At 36.7% G+C, this 17821-nt stretch carries 8 protein-coding genes; 2 read left to right on the forward strand and 6 right to left on the reverse strand.

The genetic code is table 11. From position 1 onward, the window contains the following. Positions 1-31: 31 nt before the first annotated feature. Positions 32-1654, forward strand: a complete 1623-nt coding sequence (locus L2764_RS07195; RefSeq protein ID WP_248939542.1) for a phosphoethanolamine transferase — start codon at positions 32-34, stop codon at positions 1652-1654. 21 nt (positions 1655-1675) lie between these two features. Here the strand turns inward: L2764_RS07195 and L2764_RS07200 are convergent, their stop codons facing one another. From L2764_RS07200 to L2764_RS07225, 6 genes are read right to left on the reverse strand one after another with little or no spacing between them, the layout of a single operon-like run. Next, a complete protein-coding gene (locus tag L2764_RS07200) occupies positions 1676-3817 on the reverse strand; it encodes an ATP-binding cassette domain-containing protein (RefSeq protein ID WP_248939543.1) in 2142 nt (713 codons plus the stop codon). A 1-nt stretch (position 3818) separates the two neighbouring features. Continuing rightward, positions 3819-5402, reverse strand: coding sequence for an ABC transporter transmembrane domain-containing protein (locus L2764_RS07205; RefSeq protein ID WP_248939544.1), 1584 nt, complete (start codon positions 5400-5402; stop codon positions 3819-3821). 13 nt (positions 5403-5415) lie between these two features. Beyond that, entirely contained in the window at positions 5416-6786 is a 1371-nt protein-coding gene (locus L2764_RS07210) for a TolC family protein (RefSeq protein WP_248939545.1), read from the reverse strand. Position 6787: 1 nt separating this feature from the next. Further along, positions 6788-8986: an ATP-binding response regulator gene (locus tag L2764_RS07215; protein WP_248939546.1), complete on the reverse strand. Its 2199-nt coding sequence runs from the start codon at positions 8984-8986 to the stop codon at positions 6788-6790. 3 nt (positions 8987-8989) lie between these two features. Continuing rightward, the gene (locus L2764_RS07220) at positions 8990-10324 is read right to left on the reverse strand and encodes an HlyD family type I secretion periplasmic adaptor subunit (RefSeq protein WP_312018344.1); all 1335 of its coding nucleotides are present in this window, start codon (positions 10322-10324) and stop codon (positions 8990-8992) included. A 27-nt stretch (positions 10325-10351) separates the two neighbouring features. Continuing rightward, complete coding sequence (locus L2764_RS07225) at positions 10352-10681, reverse strand: Hpt domain-containing protein (protein ID WP_248939548.1); 330 nt, start codon at positions 10679-10681, stop codon at positions 10352-10354. 384 nt (positions 10682-11065) lie between these two features. On the opposite strand from L2764_RS07225, the gene L2764_RS07230 reads away from it, so the two are divergent. Continuing rightward, positions 11066-17716 carry a tandem-95 repeat protein gene (locus L2764_RS07230; protein WP_248939549.1) on the forward strand — a complete coding sequence of 2217 codons (6651 nt, stop codon included), beginning with the start codon at positions 11066-11068 and terminating at the stop codon, positions 17714-17716. Positions 17717-17821 lie beyond the last annotated feature (105 nt).

The raw sequence follows: 17821 nt of genomic DNA on the forward strand, positions 1-17821 counted from the left end.
ATATTACACTTTGTTGCATTGGTGGTTAATTTTGTTTGATAATGTTAGATCAATCTCATCAAATAAGTTTGTATTATTACTTTCATTTTATTATCTCGTTATTTTCAATATTCCTTTTTTTGAAGCGGTAAAAACAGGTATTGATAATCAAGGTGATGTTAACTGGTTATTTGTTTTATCTATTCCGTTGTTATTATTAATGTTACTTAATGTGTTGTTTTCTCTGTTCACGATAAAGTATATTACGAAGCCTTTTTTCATATTATTGACCATTATCTCATCTTTGGTTTTTTACTCCAGTGTTAAGTATGGGATTATTTTTGATACGAATATGATCCAGAATATTGTTGAAACAACGCAATCGGAAGCATCAACTTATTTTAATACGAGTTCTATTGTTTATTTTTTTCTGACGGGTGGAATCCCTTGTTTTTTGATTTATAAAGTTAATATTGTTTATCAGTCTTTTTTTAAAGAAATGTTGATAAAACTGGGCTGCCTTTTCTTTTTTTTGTTAGGGATAGTGGCTATTGTTGCCGTGTTTTATCAAAATTATGCCGCATTTGGCCGTAATAATGATCTCTTAAAACGGTTAATTATTCCAACCTATGTCGTAGGCTCGACCATAAAATATGTGAATGAACATTATTTTACTCAGCCAATTCCTTATCAAGCGTTAGGGACTGATGCTGTGGTGAGTCCCCATCAAGGTAAAAAGCCTAATTTAATTGTGATGGTGCTAGGGGAGACGGCGAGAGCAAAAAATTATGAATATTATGGATATGATAGGCCAACGAATGCATATACAAAAGAGATGGGCTTAATCACGTTTCAAAATATGACGTCTTGTGGTACCGCGACAGCCGTATCGGTCCCTTGCATGTTTTCACATTTTGATCGTTCTGATTATCAATTAAGAAAAGCACAAAGTCAGGATACTATTCTTGATGTACTCACTTATGTCAGTATTGATGTGCAATGGTTTGATAATGATAGTGGTTGTAAAGGGGTATGCAACAAAGTAAATCACATGATGATCACAAAAGAGAATTCCCCCAAAGAATGTACCACTCAATCTTGTTTTGATGAAGCCTTGTTAACACAGTTAGATATCGCTTTAGCAAAAGCGAAAAAGAAAAATACCCTAATAGTATTACATTTGATGGGTTCACACGGGCCGACTTATTACTTACGGTATCCAAAGGCGTTTCGACAGTTCCTTCCTGATTGTCAAAGGAGTGATATTCAAAACTGTAATCAACAAGAATTAGTGAATACTTATGATAATACAATACTGTATACAGATTATATAATTTCTAAAGTAATACAGAAACTTAAAATATATAATCAATCATTCGATACTGGGATGATTTACATGTCTGATCATGGTGAATCTTTAGGTGAAAAAGGGCTGTATTTACATGGTGCACCTTATAGTATTGCGCCCACAGAGCAAATTCACATCCCATTTTTATCATGGTTTTCGGATGCATTTTATCAGAAAAATAGGCTCGATAAGACATGCCTACAAGCGTTATCGCAAAAAGGGACTTTTTCTCATGATAATTTATTTGATAGCTTACTCGGTATTTTTAATGTTAAAACGCAAGAATATCATCAAAAACAAGATGTATTTAGCCAATGCAGGCTGTGATTTTTGTAAAAGAAAGCAATATTAGGTATTCATACTCTGTATGACCTTATCGGGGAAGCCAAAATATTTTTGGCTTCCGTCGGTGTCGAGTAATAAACAATTGCTCGATGCAGCGATAAAGTGTCGGCTATTGGTGGTATAAATGACGGTAGAGTGAGCGAGTTTATCTGATAGCAATTTATTCATGTAGGTAATATGCTCTTCCTCTACGCCACAAAAAGGCTCATCGATGATAATAATTTGTGCATCACATGCGCCTACACCTAAGGCTAATCTAATAGACTGTTGCTTACTACTGGATAGTTGTTGAATAAATTCGTTATCAAGTATAGTGTCAAGACCTTGAGGAAGATAAGTATTTAAGTCGAGAGAATTGATAATGTCTTGCATTTGTTCGCGGGTGATCATGCCATTATGTAAAATGAAATTAGAAGCTAAGCTTCCTTCAAAAAGCCTGAGTTCAAAAGGAATGTAATTAATGGCTTTTCTATAGCGATAATTATTGAACTGTTTTATGTTATACCCATCCATATAAACAACGCCTTGGTATTTATCTTCTAAGCCTGAGAGAATAGACAATAAGGTTGTTTTTCCGGATCCAGAGGGACCGACAATGGAGATTTTATCACCCATCGTAAATGTAAAGCCAAGGTTCGTCAGACCTGTTGCAGCGTGTAAATGACGATGAGTCAGTCCACTGACAGTAATTTCGCCATTAAATGTGCGGATAGGCGGACTTTTTTCAAGTGAAGTTTGATCATCATTTAATGACATGAGTGCATTGATTTGTTTTGCTGATGATTGAATGGATTTAAATTTAACGATGGAGTTATAAATGCCCATGATCGGGCTAAGGGCCTTCCATACCAGAATAACGATAGCGAGCATTGCACCTACGTCAGATGTGCCATCCATAACGCCTAAGACCGCTGTGACAATACTGGCTGTCCCAATTGTTTGTATTAATGCTTGACCCATTCCTTGTACTTTGCTGTTAGTGACAGAAACATTTTCTCCATCTTCTAAACTTTGGGAATGTGCAGCAGAGAAACGAGACTGAGTGATCCGTAATAAAGGGAGCCCTTGCATACTGCCCACTCCCCTTAATAGCTCATTCCATTGATAAGATACCATGGTATTAGCACGTGAACTTTTAGAGGTTGCATGAACGTATAAATAACGTGCATAAATGCAAAAGAACAACATTATCACGATGCCTATTAATACCGTCAATGCAGCGGCTCCGGATAAAAGGGTAATAGCGAGAATGAAGACAATAACGAATGGCATATCAAAGTAGCTAAGCGTCGACTCTGCTGTGACGAGTTTTCTAAATTGATCAATATCCCTTAAACGGGCTAATTGGCTGGAAACCCCTGCTGAGGATGTCATTGGATAGGGAAGCCAAAGTAATTTTCCGATGACATTTTTAGAGATGTGAAGTGCAAGATCTTTACCTGATGTTGTTAATATATTCATCCGCATTCGTTTGAAAAAGAATTCCGCGATAGCAAGTGAGATAGCAAAACTCCCTAACCAATATAGGGTGCTGACTGAATCAGAAGTGAGAGCGAAGCTATAGACACTCATGATAAAGAAGGGTTGGAGAGCACCTAATATATTAACAATAAAACTTAGTAAAATTAGACTCTTAAATTCATTATTGTACCGATGAAAGGCATACTTTATCCAATTTGATTTATCCTGTGATTCAGGTGATGGTTCTCTGAAAATTTTTGAGTACTCAGAAATAACACATGCAGTGCAAGGAATAGCATCAAGTGAATGTTCTATTAAGGTATTATTAATATAATCAAATAAATATGCGGTTTCATTTTCAATATTTACGAGGATCCCTGAAACATTCTGAAAGGCAATAAAGGCAGGGAAAGGAATGTTATTTAATTCTTTCATATGTTTTAGGTTTATGATGTTGCATTGATACCCTAAACGTATGAGTGTTTCTTTAAACGAATCGATGTCATTATGGGTTGGAATAAAGGCATCAGATAAAATATCTGGAGTCCCTTCCCATTGTAAAGTAATTAAACTATAGGCAATACCTTTTATCAATGGTGATTGGCTATACCGAGCATGCATTTTTGGACTTTCAAAATCGTTTAGACGCTGTCCTATATTTCCAAAGTCGATAAGAATACTCATATTAATATCCTTTTATAATATGAATGTACTGCGTGGATGGATCACGATAACTAAATTTGTTGGAAATAATGATAAAAATAAGATTGCTTTTTTTAGATAATATGGTTGAGGACAACATTTTCTCAAATACCATATCATGGATCGTATCAATATCATCCAGTATAATGATAGATTTGTTACTGAGTAATGCTCTGATGATTAAAAGTGAGTAATTCACTTTTCGAGAGAATGGATGTTGTTGGTTTCCTGATATGAGTGTGTAGAAACCATTTTTTAATGCATCTATCTCACTTTTTATCAATAAGTTTTCACACAGGGCGAATGCGGCGTCATTTAAGTGATGCCTAAAGCAAGTTAGGTTATCAATGATGCTTCCTTCTATGAGGGCACTTTTATTATCGATTTTAATCGATTTATCTTTCCAAGTATTGTAATCGAGGGAAGACAATAATTTGTCATCAATGGTTATTTTTATGTCACTATCGATTATTTCCATTGTTAAACATTGAGTTAAATACGACTTACCGGAGTCTGCTGAACCATGTAGGATATATAAATTCCCTTTTGTTAAGGAAAGTATTTTGTCATTATTTAAAGAGAGTAAAACGTTATTGACACTAAACTCTTTTATATTGATTGATTTTTCATTAGTGAGATAAAAAAGAGCGCTTATTCTAGCAATATTGAGTTTATTTACTTTCCATCGACTCAGTGTTCGGATGACCTGTTGATAGGGAGAAAAATAGCGATTGGTTAATAGAATGACTGCTGCCATTACCCCTTGGCTGATCTCCTGAGCGATAACGGATAGCGCTAAGATCACCACGACGGCGGCAATCGATAACTGCTGTATAAAGGATAGAATGAGCCCTAGCATAGAATCGAGTTTTTCAAATGCAATACTTTGATCTTCTCTTTCATTTATCATGACATTCATGAGACTTTCTATTCGGTATTCCATGGTTCTACTTTTTATATCCAGAGGGCTTGAGACAATTTCAATAATTTTAGAATTAGTCCTTCCTTCTATGTCTGATCGTTTTTCAAGTACTTTAACTTTTTTCGTTGATATAGTGATAGCAGAAATAATTAAAATTAAGGATGATATTAATAATAAGGTACCTGATCCAATATTAATGACTCCAATGATAAGAATAGTAATGATGCATGTTAATGTGTTGATGACAGCTTTTACAGATTCTCCACCAAAAAAACTTTTTAACTCTGGAATGATCGATATTCGTTCTAAATATTCACCAGGAGAATATTTTTTATACTTGTGAATATCAGAGTAACAAATATCTTTAAAAATCTTATTGGTTAAGTCGCTGTCAAAGTATTTCATGACTAAAGATGTAATCATCTCTTCTTTATTTTTAAGGTAATAATCAAAATAAATAGCTATTATAATGATAAATGATAATAGAAAGAGTGAGTCCTTAGACTGGTTTGGCAAAATACGATCGAAAATTATCAATATAGAAAAAGGAAGGGCTAAACCTAGAAACGTGGTTATTATTGTCGAAACGAATAAATAAAACTTATCTGCAGTGCTTATATTTCGAGTGAACTTCTCTGATCTCATATTGTATCCTCATCTATTTAATTAAATGGAGTGGAATAGGAGATGAAGATAAATCATCAGTAAGCGGCACCATATCATTCATAATACTTTTAATTGAGTGGGTGTTAAGTAGGCCAACAGTTTTGTTTAAGTTAATAATTTCAATTATATAGTTGTATCTTGCACTTTCATAATCCCTAATGCTATTAAAAAGTTTACTTTCTGCTGAAAGTAAATCTGTAATTGTTCTTGTTCCTAGCTTATGTGCTTTTTTTATTCCATTATAGGATGCGTAATTAGCTTTAATAATTAAGCTGTAACTGTCTAAAGATCGAGAAAAGTCATTTATGTTAGCGATATAGTTATTGAATGATTGTAAGCTATCTTCTCCAGATTTTATGAGATCTAAGTGTGTTTTCTCATATCCAATTTTATTTTTTCTATAGGTATATAGGTCGCTTCCACCTGTTGATAAAGGAAGGTGGAAATTGAGAGAGTATACAATAGACTCATTAATGCCAAAGTCGGGTGGACTGTTAGAGGAAGGATTGTTGCTATTGTCTTTACGGTAGCTAACATCGCCTGTTAGTGTAGGGCTAAACTCTGCTTGTGTCTCTCTAATGTTTTGTTTACTCTGATTTAATTGTTTTTTTGAAATTAAAATGCTGGTATTGAGTTCGTACATGGCATTCTTTAGGAAAATTTTTTTAGGTTCTTTAATTTGAGGGAATGTGGTCAGTTTATTTAAGTCGAAAGTAGGTGTTTTATTGATTTGTAGTATGTTATTTAGGTCATTTAATATAACTTGTCTTTCTTTTTTTAAGGTGAATAGTTTGTTTCGTATGTTTTCCTTTTGAGCAATGACTTCATAGATTTCGTTTTTTGCTGTATTCCCTAATTGAATATTTCTTTGCATTTTCTTAAACCTTGACTTAGATGAGGAAAACTCTGATTCTGTTGCTTTAATTTGTGAGCGGTTTTTTAAAAAGTCAAAGTATTTTGTTGCAGCTTGCTTGATCACTTCTTGTTCCGTTTGTACTGTTTGGAGGTGACTAATATCAACATCAATTTGGGTGGATTTTATCGTGTAAATATCATTAAGATTAAAAATATTTTGGCTTAATGAAAGACTATAGCTATTAGAATTGTAATCATTAGTAATATGTTGATCTGTTGTTTGAAATTCTTTATTTTCATTCCAAGTGGTATCAGCATTCAGTGATAAACTGGGTAAAAATTTAGAACGATGAATATCGATATCATATCGATTGGCTTCATAATCTTTTTTGGCACTTTTTAGAGACAAATTGTTATCAATTGCAATATTAACAATATCAATTAAACTCGATGCTTCGATAGGGATTGAAAATACAGTGAATACAGTGATGATGAACGTTGTTTTCATCTTATGAAACCCTTTTGTCATTGATATAAATATATTTTTTTATAGTTTTCAATATCTCATCACTTTTATAAGGTTTACTTATGACATAGTTCATTCCGGCTTCTAAACAGACCTTATGTTCTGATTTACTGGTCAGTGCAGTGGCACCAATAATGATTGATGGTATGATTGTTTTGTTTTGTTTTTCGTATTGACGAATGAGTTTAGTGGCTTGTATTCCTCCCATGCCCGGCATAATGCAGTCCATAAAAATGATATCGATTTGTTTACTCTTAACTGCATTAACGGCTTCTAAACCACCATTAACTATTTCGGCATCATATTCGGATTGTTGTAGGATTTTTTTGAGTATAAACTGTTGTATACGATCATCTTCAACAATCAAGAATTGATGATTGACTTCTTCTTTTTCTTCTTCTATTTCAATTGCACTGACGACTTGCGGGATAAAATCATCGGGGATAATAGGGGTGTAAAATATATGATCGACATAAGGGGCTGAATTTTTAGCGACCTCATTAGAGGAGACGGTTAATAGCAGTTTTGTTTGTTTTTCCTTTGATATTTTTCCATATAATGTTTTACAAAATGAAGTAAGCTGGATCCCTTCAATAGTATCAGTAATGATAATGGCGTCATACAATGCTAGTGTCGAAATTGATTTAAAGATATCATTAGGGGAGCGTGCAATTTTTACTCTTGCTCCGTGTGATATAAAAATATTTGACATGATATTAATTCTTAGCTCAGAGTCTGCGCAGATCAGGAAAAATTTACCTTTTAATAAAGGTGTTTTTTTACTATAAGATATCGGTGTTACACTCATTTTTGTTTCGAATTTTTGTTGCTTTCCAGATTGATACCAACAGGTACTAAATGAGCTGACTTTATCAAGAATTGACATTGACCATTCATCATTTTTCATGGCATTAACTTGTGTTTTATCCCAATGTAAATGATCTATTTTTTTGATATTCACATTTAAGGTCGTTAAAAAAATGAGTTCTATAATGACCATCGATTCTGCAATATCCGATGCTGTTTGGCTATCGACTCGGATGAGAATATTATTATTGTTTTGAGCACTAATAGCATTGGATAATTGTAAAAATAAAATCCAGAATAATTTTGTTGGATTTCCAATCAGTTCATTGGGTAAGTTATTCTTGATGTCACATTCTATGTTGAAAATTTTACTGTTATTTTTATTACTTAGATGGATAATTATTTCAGTTAATAAATGAATGAAAGAATAGTGTTCCGTCTTTTCTTTTATCCCTTGAGAGAATAGTTCATTATAGTTTTCTGCGAGGTTTGATAGTGTTGTCGTTGCGATAGTGACATCTCTTGCTAGATCAACTGAGTTATCATCATGTTCATGCACCAGTAATTGTATGCCTCCTTTTATGATATTAGTGATCCCCCTTATTTCATAACCTATCATAGAGTAGAGCTGCTGAGATAGATCGGTATTACGTTTGCTACTCTCTACTTTGCAATGTAACTCTTTGAGTTTTGAGTAAATTTTTCTTTCTTGTCGGCTGATGTTTAAATCGTTAAGAATTGACTTTGATGAGTTCGAATTCAAATCATCAATAATAGATAATACCTTTTTTAAATCATTGATTTTTTCATTTATACGATAGGTTAGTTTCTTGTTTTTTAATTCAATTGAAAACATAAAGTACAAGGATGATGATAAAATAAATATAATGAATAATATTATCATTATGCTTTTGTTTTTATTTTTATAATTAACTTCAATTTTCATTTTTGATATTATATTGTTGTGTTTTTTTTGCATCTCAATAAGAACGGGTATTAAGTTTCTTATTGTATCTGTTTTTGAAGGGACAGTTATATATTTGTCTAATATAATATTGAGTTTAGAGTATTCAGTTGCACCTACTAAGCTAATGGATTGTTTGTCTCTTGATGCCATTAATTTGAAATTATTGAGTCTTTTCTTTATTGACATTATCTGACTGTCGTCTTTTAAACAAGGATTTTCTTGGCATGCAGTGAGCGTTAGTAATAAGTTTTCTGTATCTAAAATTAACTCATTTGATTTTTGTAACAAGGACAATGTTAAATTGTTTTTGGTGTTATTTTCAAATAATATAATAGAGGTAATAACAAGGAGAATACTCGAAACAAGCAATACTATTGATGTATAGATAAAATGATTAGATGTTTTCATATGTTACCTTTCATCAAAGGTATCTTCAATGGCGGACATGATAGGTTTTACTGCATAGTCAAGAACGGTTCTAGAACCTGTCTTTATTTCAGCAGTAAATTCCATATAGGGTGATAAATTATATTTTATACCAGATCTCTCCAAGTAGGATTGGTTAATGGTAATGTTGGCGAGATAAAACTCTGATTCTTTTTCTTCATATGAAGAACGACTAATGGATGAAATTACAGCTGACAAACCACCGTATTTAGCCGAGTTATAAGTATCAAACTTTAGTTTAACCTCTTGTCCTACTTCGACAAACCCCATATCTTTTCTTGGGATTTTGGCTTCGCCATGCAAGGTGTTTTTTAATGGAGCAATATCGGCAATACTTTCTCCTGGAGGGATCACTGCCGATTTAAAATTGAAATGAATTTTATCAATCACGCCATCAACAGGGGAGTAAACTACGAGTCTGTCGACTTTATCTGACAGCTGAGGTTTCTGTGCTTTTTTTATTTGCAGCTGTTTTGCATGTTCATTTATTTTGGATTGATATTCAGCATTCCGGTTAGAGATCAAATCCGTTAACTGTTTCGTTAATCTTTTTTGCTGAAATGTCTCATTAAGTGCCGCTTCTTCAAGGTTTTCAATTTCTCTCAGCATATTCATCTCTTGCACTTGCATGTTGAGTACATCGACATAGGAGGCCATTTCTTCTTCATGTAAAGTTTGCTTGATTGAAAGTTGTTTTCTTATGAGTGTGAGTTGCTTTTGGGAACTGCGAATTCGAGACTGCATAGAGTTGAGGAGTTTTTCTTTGTGGTCTATATCATGAGTGATTAACCCTTGATTAGAATTGTTTTTATTGAACTCAGACTGCCATTTTTTTTGATAGTTTCTTACAACATCAGCATATTGACTGTATTGAGAAAAATCAGGAGGAAGCATATTGGATAAAGCACGATAGGTAATTAATGCTAATTCGAGCTCAATGATTTCAAGAAGGGTGGTATTGAGTGTGGAGTTTCTTTCTAACGATTTAAGTTTAGCGATAGCTTGGCCCTCATAAACGGTATCACCTTGTGAAACCATGAGTTGTTCTAAAATACCTCCTTCTAGGTGTTGCACTTTCTCTATGTCTGAATCGAGAAGTAACTCTCCTCTTGCTGACACGATAATATCGAGTTCTGCTTGTGAAGCTAGAATTATGAGCATAATTATAGCTATAAATGCAAAGAGTAATGATTTATGCGTGCTTGTCATTACACTTTGAATTCGTATATGGTCGGGCATTTCATTGAGGTGGTTTGATTGAGTCAGCGCTTTTTTTATATGTTTTTCTATTTCACTCATCTCAGATACCTACCTTGAGAGCTTAGATCAACTCATTATTATTTTATCAATTTGATTATTAAGATCTTCAATTTTATCACAAGCGGATTCAATAATATCTGAAGGGGGAGTTTCTCCTGACTTTGAGGTATTTTCGATTTTTTCGAGTAAATCGCATATATCTTGCTCAAAAAAATTTGAGATTACTCCTTTTAATGAATGAGTTAGATGAAATAATTCATCTAAATTATTATTTTCATAGCATGATTTTATTTTTATAATATCCTCACCATGCTCTTCTTTATACATGTTGAGGATGATGTTAACCATATCGGTGTCATTGTCTAATGTGTCTAAAAACTGTTGATAATGTTCCATAATGCTTCCTTGGTTTAAAATTATGGATGAAAAAATGACATTCTGATTCTTATTGCTTCTATATACTGTAGACCAATAAGTTAAAACTTGTTATTTGTGACATTGATTTTTAGGTTTTAATTGAGATTTAACAGTGAGCTATATTAAGAGTGTGAATGTCTATTCTGACTTCAGTCTTGCATTATTGACCTATCTCTTAGGATTTTTAAGAGGGCGTTATTTAACGCCACAAACTACATTATTTATCAGATACACCTTTTCGCTACTGAATATATATTTTTCTTTCTGATAAATAATCCAGTTTAATGCCCATTAAGCTTGTAATTCATATCATCCTAGTCTTTGCTTAAAACCATAAAATAGTATTTGCATGGAGGCGATATAATGGCGACCGATAGTGACTCTAAAGATGATTTAAATAAAGCCAAAGTTCAGATAGACACTGAAGATGGTCGTGTTGCTTCAACAGATGCGAAGAATCAGGAGAATACTGTATCCAGTGCAGCAGCCACAGCGGTTGATTCGGTTAATCTTGCCGATGCAAGGAATGAAACATTGGATGAGGGGATCACAGCCGCTGGCAGTGAGGATGATCCTACGACCCGAAGCAATGCGGAGCAGATATCCGATGAGGGGAGTGGTGCTCAAAGCAACGAAAATGCGCAGTCTAATGTTATTGATAGTCAAGCCGCTATTGAAGAAGACGAAGAGGCTAATGCAAGTGCTTCCTCCAGTGTCGGTGGGCAAAGTGTGGGTGGGGGGAAATTAGATCCTGCTGGTGTGTCAGCTGGGAGTGTTGAAGGGAATGATATGACACCGGGTGTTGCAGGAACTGCAGCATCAGGGACTTCAGGTGCTGGTGGCGCTATTGGTCAAAATACAGCCGAAGATGATGTTAGCTCTCGAACAACAACAGAAATATTTGAAGTGGATGTATTGGATACCGATGAGGATGGTTTGACCCCCAGTTTAGAAGATGATTTTGATAGCCAAACCACATCAAAAGTGTTTGAAGTTCAAGTTGATAATGTCAATGATGGGCCAACAGTAGAAAATCTGCAATTTACGATGCGAGAAGATGGCACACTACTGATCACTGCTGAGGCGTTATTACTCCATTGTGATGATATTGATGGTGATGATATATCCGTTATTTCAGTTAGATATGATGGTCCTTATGGTGTGTTATTACCTATTCCAGGGACGGATGATTATCGTTTTTCGCCTAATACGCATTTTAATGGTGATTTAAATCTTCATTATGAGGTCACAGATGGAATCGAAACGGTTTCAGCAGCCATTGATATTTATGTTGACGCGGTGAATGATACGCCGATTATATCAGGTCCTTTGGCATATAGTATGGATGGAGATGGTCATCTTCGTGTTAGTCAAGCGCAGTTACTCGCCAATGCAAGTGACATTGAAGGTGATAAACTGACAGCAGAAAATTTAACGATTGGTGAAAATGGACACGTTACTGAAAATGAGGATGGTAGCTTTACTATCGTTCCCGATCCTCATTTTAGTGGTGAATTATCTCTCGTTTTTGATGTGAGTGATGGAAACGCTCAAACGCAGCAAGTGATGAATATAGAGGTCGAAGCGGTAGCCGATGCGCCCGAGCTGACCGTGACTGACAATGAGGGTAATAACCTTGGTGATACGGTTATTGTTATCGATCCTGACAATGCTCTGGAACTTAATATTGACGCCGCTTTAGTTGACCAAGATCTTTCGGAAATATTAACGCTGACGTTAGACGGGGTGCCAGAAGGGTCCGTGGTACGGTTTGATGGTGATTCTCTGCTACAAGAACAAGACCATGGACTGCAATCATTTGCAGATACCCAAGTCACTGTGACTTTTGAAGGAGAAGGTGCGGGTTTTAAAAATTCAGTTGGGTATTATAAGGTGGATGAAGAAGGCAATATTTACGATGTTGAAGTGGTTTATGGAAATGCCTCTGCTCAAGGCAGTGGAGGCGATTTAATGCCAGGTGAGTCTAACTTTACTTTTGATATTAATGCAAGTGAATCTTTTAATCTCTTTACGATACCTAATGGCGCAAGATCAATTGAAAATCTGGATTATGTTCCAGGCGAATTTGTTTTTAGAGATGATGATGGTAGCCCAGCCACTATGGGTTCAGCTTCACCTCAATTAATCTTCATTGATGCAAAGGGTGATGAGACCGTGATTAAAGGCCAGTTTGGAGATGCCGTATTTCATGGTGGGAATAACATTCAGTTAAATGCAGATGATATTAAACATACCCGAGCAGAAATGAATGAAGACGGGGAAATTATTATTGGTTTTGAAGATCTCCTTAATGGTGGAGATAAAGACTTTAATGATTTTACTTTTAGTATTGATATGGGAGAAGTGAATCAACAAATTTATGGGGGCGAAATTCTTGTTGATGAAACGGGCTCTAGTGCCATACCAACGACAGCGATTAGTGACACGATTAGTATTCAATTACCCGAGGATTACAGCGGAGAATTTAATGTAACGGTCAAAGCTACGGCCACAGAGTTGTCAAATGATGATGAAGCCTCTGTTATTCAAAAGGTTCATGTCGATGCTCGAGAACATGCCCCAGAAAGTGAAGCCAAAGAAACGGTTATTGATGAAGATGGCAGTTACATTTTTACGTTAGCGGATTTCCCTTTTAGCGATCAAAATGTAGCTGATAGGTTAGAGAGTATCACTGTACTTGATTTGCCTAATGAGGGGGTGATGCTCTTATCTGAAGAACCGATTAATGAAGGGCAAGCGATTAGCCGTGTTGATATTGAAGAAGGACTATTAAGTTACCAGACTGAGCCTGATTTTCATGGTGAAGTGAGCCTGACTTATACCGTCTCTGACGGTGAATTAAGTTCGTCCCCACAGACTTTCACAATAGATGTGACGCCCATCAATGATCCGGTCATTGCAAAAGATGATCGGGTTGAGAGGCAAGAAGACTCTCGAACGGTGTTTACCGCCAAAGAGTTATTGGCGAACGATTTTGATGCGGACGGCGATAAGCAGCATATCATCGAGGTGATCCCTGGGCCCAATACCCATGGTGAGGTGTACGTCAATGATCATGGAAATGTGGTGTTTGTGCCCGAAGCCAACTATTTTGGTGAGGCGGTATTTGAGTATGTGGCTGCCGATGAGCGGGGCAGTACCGACACGGCCAACGTGACAGTGAATGTGACTGCTGAAAACGATCCTGTGATCGCTAAGGATGATTTTGGATCAGCGCCTAAAGAGCCGATGATCCGGCTGGATGAATTATCGGAATACGGGGTCATGCAATATCTTGATGGTGTTGAATGGAAAGAAATGGAAGTAGGAGTAGAATATTCGGCTCATACACAAGTGCAGTTTATCACTAACACTGAAGAAGTCAGAGAAATAACAAGAGATATCAAGATTGGTAGTTTTGATGGGAATGATGATAACAGTACTTTTATTGGAACAGTTAAAACCAGTGATTGGGGTAATGTTGATGGCAACAGAGCTGTTTTTGAGACTGGTGATGGGGCAAAGATTACTACCAGTGTGTCGGACGGGGATTTAACCGTCTGGAATGGAGAAGGGCATATTGGGTCGGGGGTAGGAAATGCAACATTTAATGGTTTAAGTGGTAATGAAGTGCTGACAGTAAAGATTGAAGCAGAAGATATTAATCAGGTGACTTTTGCTTTAGATGGATTAGGCGGCTATTTTGATAAAGACAGTGGGCATGCAACTGAAGTTGTGATTACGGCATATGATATTCATGGAAAGGTCATTGATGTTCAGGGCGACTTCAGAGAATCAAGAACGGAATTTGATGAGTATCAGTTTACGACAGATAGACCCGTCGATCATTTTACTTTAGGGACCGAAGGGGGGAATGGAACTTATGTCGTACAAAGTATGACGGTATCCCGGACGGCATCAGATGAAGTGAAAATGATTACAATACAAGGTGATGGTAGTGAAGCTCACAATATTGTGCATCTGGAGCTTAATTATGACAATGCAGATACCCCTTTAAACCTTACCGATCAATTAATTGATATAAATGATAATATTGAAATAAATCCATTTGCTTTACTTGAAGATTCCGAGTTTACATTTAGTCCACAAGATTTATTGCGTAATGATCTCGACGCCGATGGTGATGCACTGAGTATTGTTGATGTGCGATCAATCGATGATACTCACGGTGAAGTCATTATCGATGATAATGGCCAAATCGTGTTTACACCGGATGCTGATTATCATGGTCCGGCCAGTTTCGAATATACGGTTACTGATGGTAATGGCAGCTTTGATACAGCCACGGTCAATGTGACGGTGACGCCAGAAAATGATGTGGTGATTGCTCACGATGATTATTTTGGAGGGGGAGAAGATCGTGCTCAATTGTTTACATTTGATGAGTTGTTACGCAATGATTTTGATGTGGAAAGCGATGAGTTAACCATTACTCAAGTGCAGATGATTAATGACAATCATGGCGATGTTAAAATGACAGACGAGGGGGTTTTCTTTACGCCAGCTCCCGATTTCAACGGCATGGCCTCTTTTAAATATACGGTTGCTGACGAAGATGGACTGGAAGATACTGCGACTGTGCATGTCGATGTTGCCGCCGTGAATGATGCGCCAAATGCGCCAATGTTAACGTTGAATGGAGATGAAGATCAAATATTGGTAATTGATCCTAAATTCATAACGGATCAAGTACCTGATATTGATAATGACGATATTACCTTAGAAAACCTCATTATAAAGCACCCTGATAATGCGACACTGCAGCAGCAACCTGATGGTATGTTCCATTTATTAACCCCTCCGGATTTTAATGGGCTTATTGAATTAGGTTACCAAGTGTTTGATGGTACCGATTCAGTTGAGGGCTCATTGAATGTCGATATTATCCCAGTCAATGATAGGCCTTTTACAGAAGGGAATGCGCAACTTACCACCCACGAAGATGGTGACTTTAGCTTTAATGCTGATGACTTGTTAAATCTATTTGATGATATTGATACTGAACATTTGATCGTATCACGTATTATTACCGCGGAAGGAGAAGATGGAGGTGAGCTGATTGATAATGGCGATGGCAGTTGGACCTTTAGTCCTGCCACAAATTTTGCCGGAACCTCCGATCTGCAAGTTATCGTCAGTGATGGTGAATTTGAAACGACCTTAGATGTACCTATTTATGTTCGTCCTGTTGCAGATGGCGCCGTTATCACGACCGATCACGAAGGGCCTTTGGTATTTAATGAAGATAGTACAGGACATTTAGGCCTGAATATGATGATGGTTGATGATTCTGAGACGTTAAGTCATCTCATTATTACTGGCTTCCCGGTCGGCTTCGAAGTGTCAGATGGAGAGAATACTATTTTCATTACTGAAGTGGGGCAAGTGCTTAATGTGACAAATTGGAATGTTGACGATCTCGCATTAACGCCCCCAGATAATTTTTCGGGTAACTTCTTTTTAACGGTCTCAGCCACGACAGTTGATTATGGTGATGAAGCTTCAGAGCCTGCACCGATAAGTACTGCTGAGACATTAGTACCGTCGGGCGATTTTGAAACTGAGGTAGATGAAGCCTTATTACTCACAGCTGCTGAGTTATTAGAAATGACCGACATTATTGAGGCTAAAGATGGCGATAATGTGCATATGTTGAGCTTTACGAAACCTGATCAGGGTGAGATTGTCAATAATGGCGATGGAACGTGGCTTGTGAGACCATCTGAAGGGTTTACGGGGGAATTGGATTTAGCGTATGTCGTAGATCAAGACGGCATATTACATGATGCGCAAAGCTCGATTGCAGTGAAAGGCGAAGGAGGTGATAACCAAGCACCGGCAATAGAGGCGATAGTCACCACCGAACTGGAAGAAGGCAATACGCTCTCTTTCACTGACGCTGATATGTTAGCTCAGTTATCTGATAGGGATGAATTGCATATAGAATCAGTCAGTTTGTCATGGGGTCAAGGGCTATTAGAAGAATTGCTCAATGGTGAGTACCGTTTTACGCCAGCCGAAGGATTTATAGGGGAAGCCCATATCGCATTTGTTGCTTCTGATGGGACACAAAGTATAGAGAGCTATTTTAATGTTAATTTAGTGCCACCTTCAGAGTCTCACCCTTTAAGATTAAGTGATGACGGTTCTGTGTTAGTGAGTCAAGAGATATTAGCCAAAGAATTAGGCTTAATGTCAGCAGATTTGATCAGTGGGGTGGCTTATGCTGAAGAGCATGGCACCATCATTGATAACGGTGATGGCACACATCATTTTTGGCCTGATGCAGAATTTACGGGTGAATTAAACTTAGAGGTGTCGACGATTCATGAGGGGGGGATTGACATTCAACCACTGCATTTTAATGTACCAATAGAAAATCAAGATGTGACTGAAACTGATGTTGATGATATTGAACTACCTGTCGGTGGAAGTGATAAGCTTACTGACGAGGCTACTGTTTCTGAAAACATGGGTGTAGAACAAACGGCAGTGGAAAGCCCTGATATCACAGCGGCACCTGGTGCCGAAATTAGTGTTCCGATCTCTGCTGAGATTGCTCATGATGACGCTGTTGATCATATCATTATCTCGAGCTTACCTGACGGGGCCTCAGTATCTGGAGGGCTTGAGCAGCCTGATGGAAGCGTTATGCTAACCGGTGATTTATTGATACCGGTTAAAATGAATTTGGGGGATAATTTTGAAGGTGTAGCAGAAATCCACCTACAAGGTTTTGATGGGCATGATAATGCGATTTCAGAAGCTTCTGTGAATGTGAGTCTTGAGGTGAGTGAGCAATATGCGCTCGATTCGAGTAGTCGACCGGATGTGGAGGATATTGATAAGCCAACTTCAGAGCAAAGAGGGGACTGGACTGACTCTAATAATACTCATATGGATGTGGATGCCATGGATGACAGTACGGGTTTCGATGCTGACTCGCAAGGTGTTGGTGCATCTCCAACCGATATAGATGATAATTTATTATAATAGCGTGATTTATTTTCTTGTAAATGGAGGCCCAATAGTGTGTTCGATATTGGTGCTTAATGTTTTTCGTTTTCTTGCTCATCTTTTCAATTTAGCATTTCAGCT

The organism is Shewanella surugensis (assembly GCF_023284005.1).
Classification (GTDB): Bacteria; Pseudomonadota; Gammaproteobacteria; order Enterobacterales; family Shewanellaceae; genus Shewanella; species Shewanella surugensis.

Bases quoted from the DNA above. Each gene is read 5' to 3' on its own strand.
- L2764_RS07200 (WP_248939543.1), bottom strand. From the start codon at position 3,817: ATGAGTATTCTTATCGACTTTGGAAATATAGGACAGCGTCTAAACGAT.
- L2764_RS07205 (WP_248939544.1), bottom strand. From the start codon at position 5,402: ATGAGATCAGAGAAGTTCACTCGAAATATAAGCACTGCAGATAAGTTT.
- L2764_RS07210 (WP_248939545.1), bottom strand. From the start codon at position 6,786: ATGAAAACAACGTTCATCATCACTGTATTCACTGTATTTTCAATCCCT.
- L2764_RS07215 (WP_248939546.1), bottom strand. From the start codon at position 8,986: ATGAAAACATCTAATCATTTTATCTATACATCAATAGTATTGCTTGTT.
- L2764_RS07220 (WP_312018344.1), bottom strand. From the start codon at position 10,324: ATGAGTGAAATAGAAAAACATATAAAAAAAGCGCTGACTCAATCAAAC.
- L2764_RS07225 (WP_248939548.1), bottom strand. From the start codon at position 10,681: ATGGAACATTATCAACAGTTTTTAGACACATTAGACAATGACACCGAT.
- L2764_RS07230 (WP_248939549.1), top strand. From the start codon at position 11,066: ATGGCGACCGATAGTGACTCTAAAGATGATTTAAATAAAGCCAAAGTT.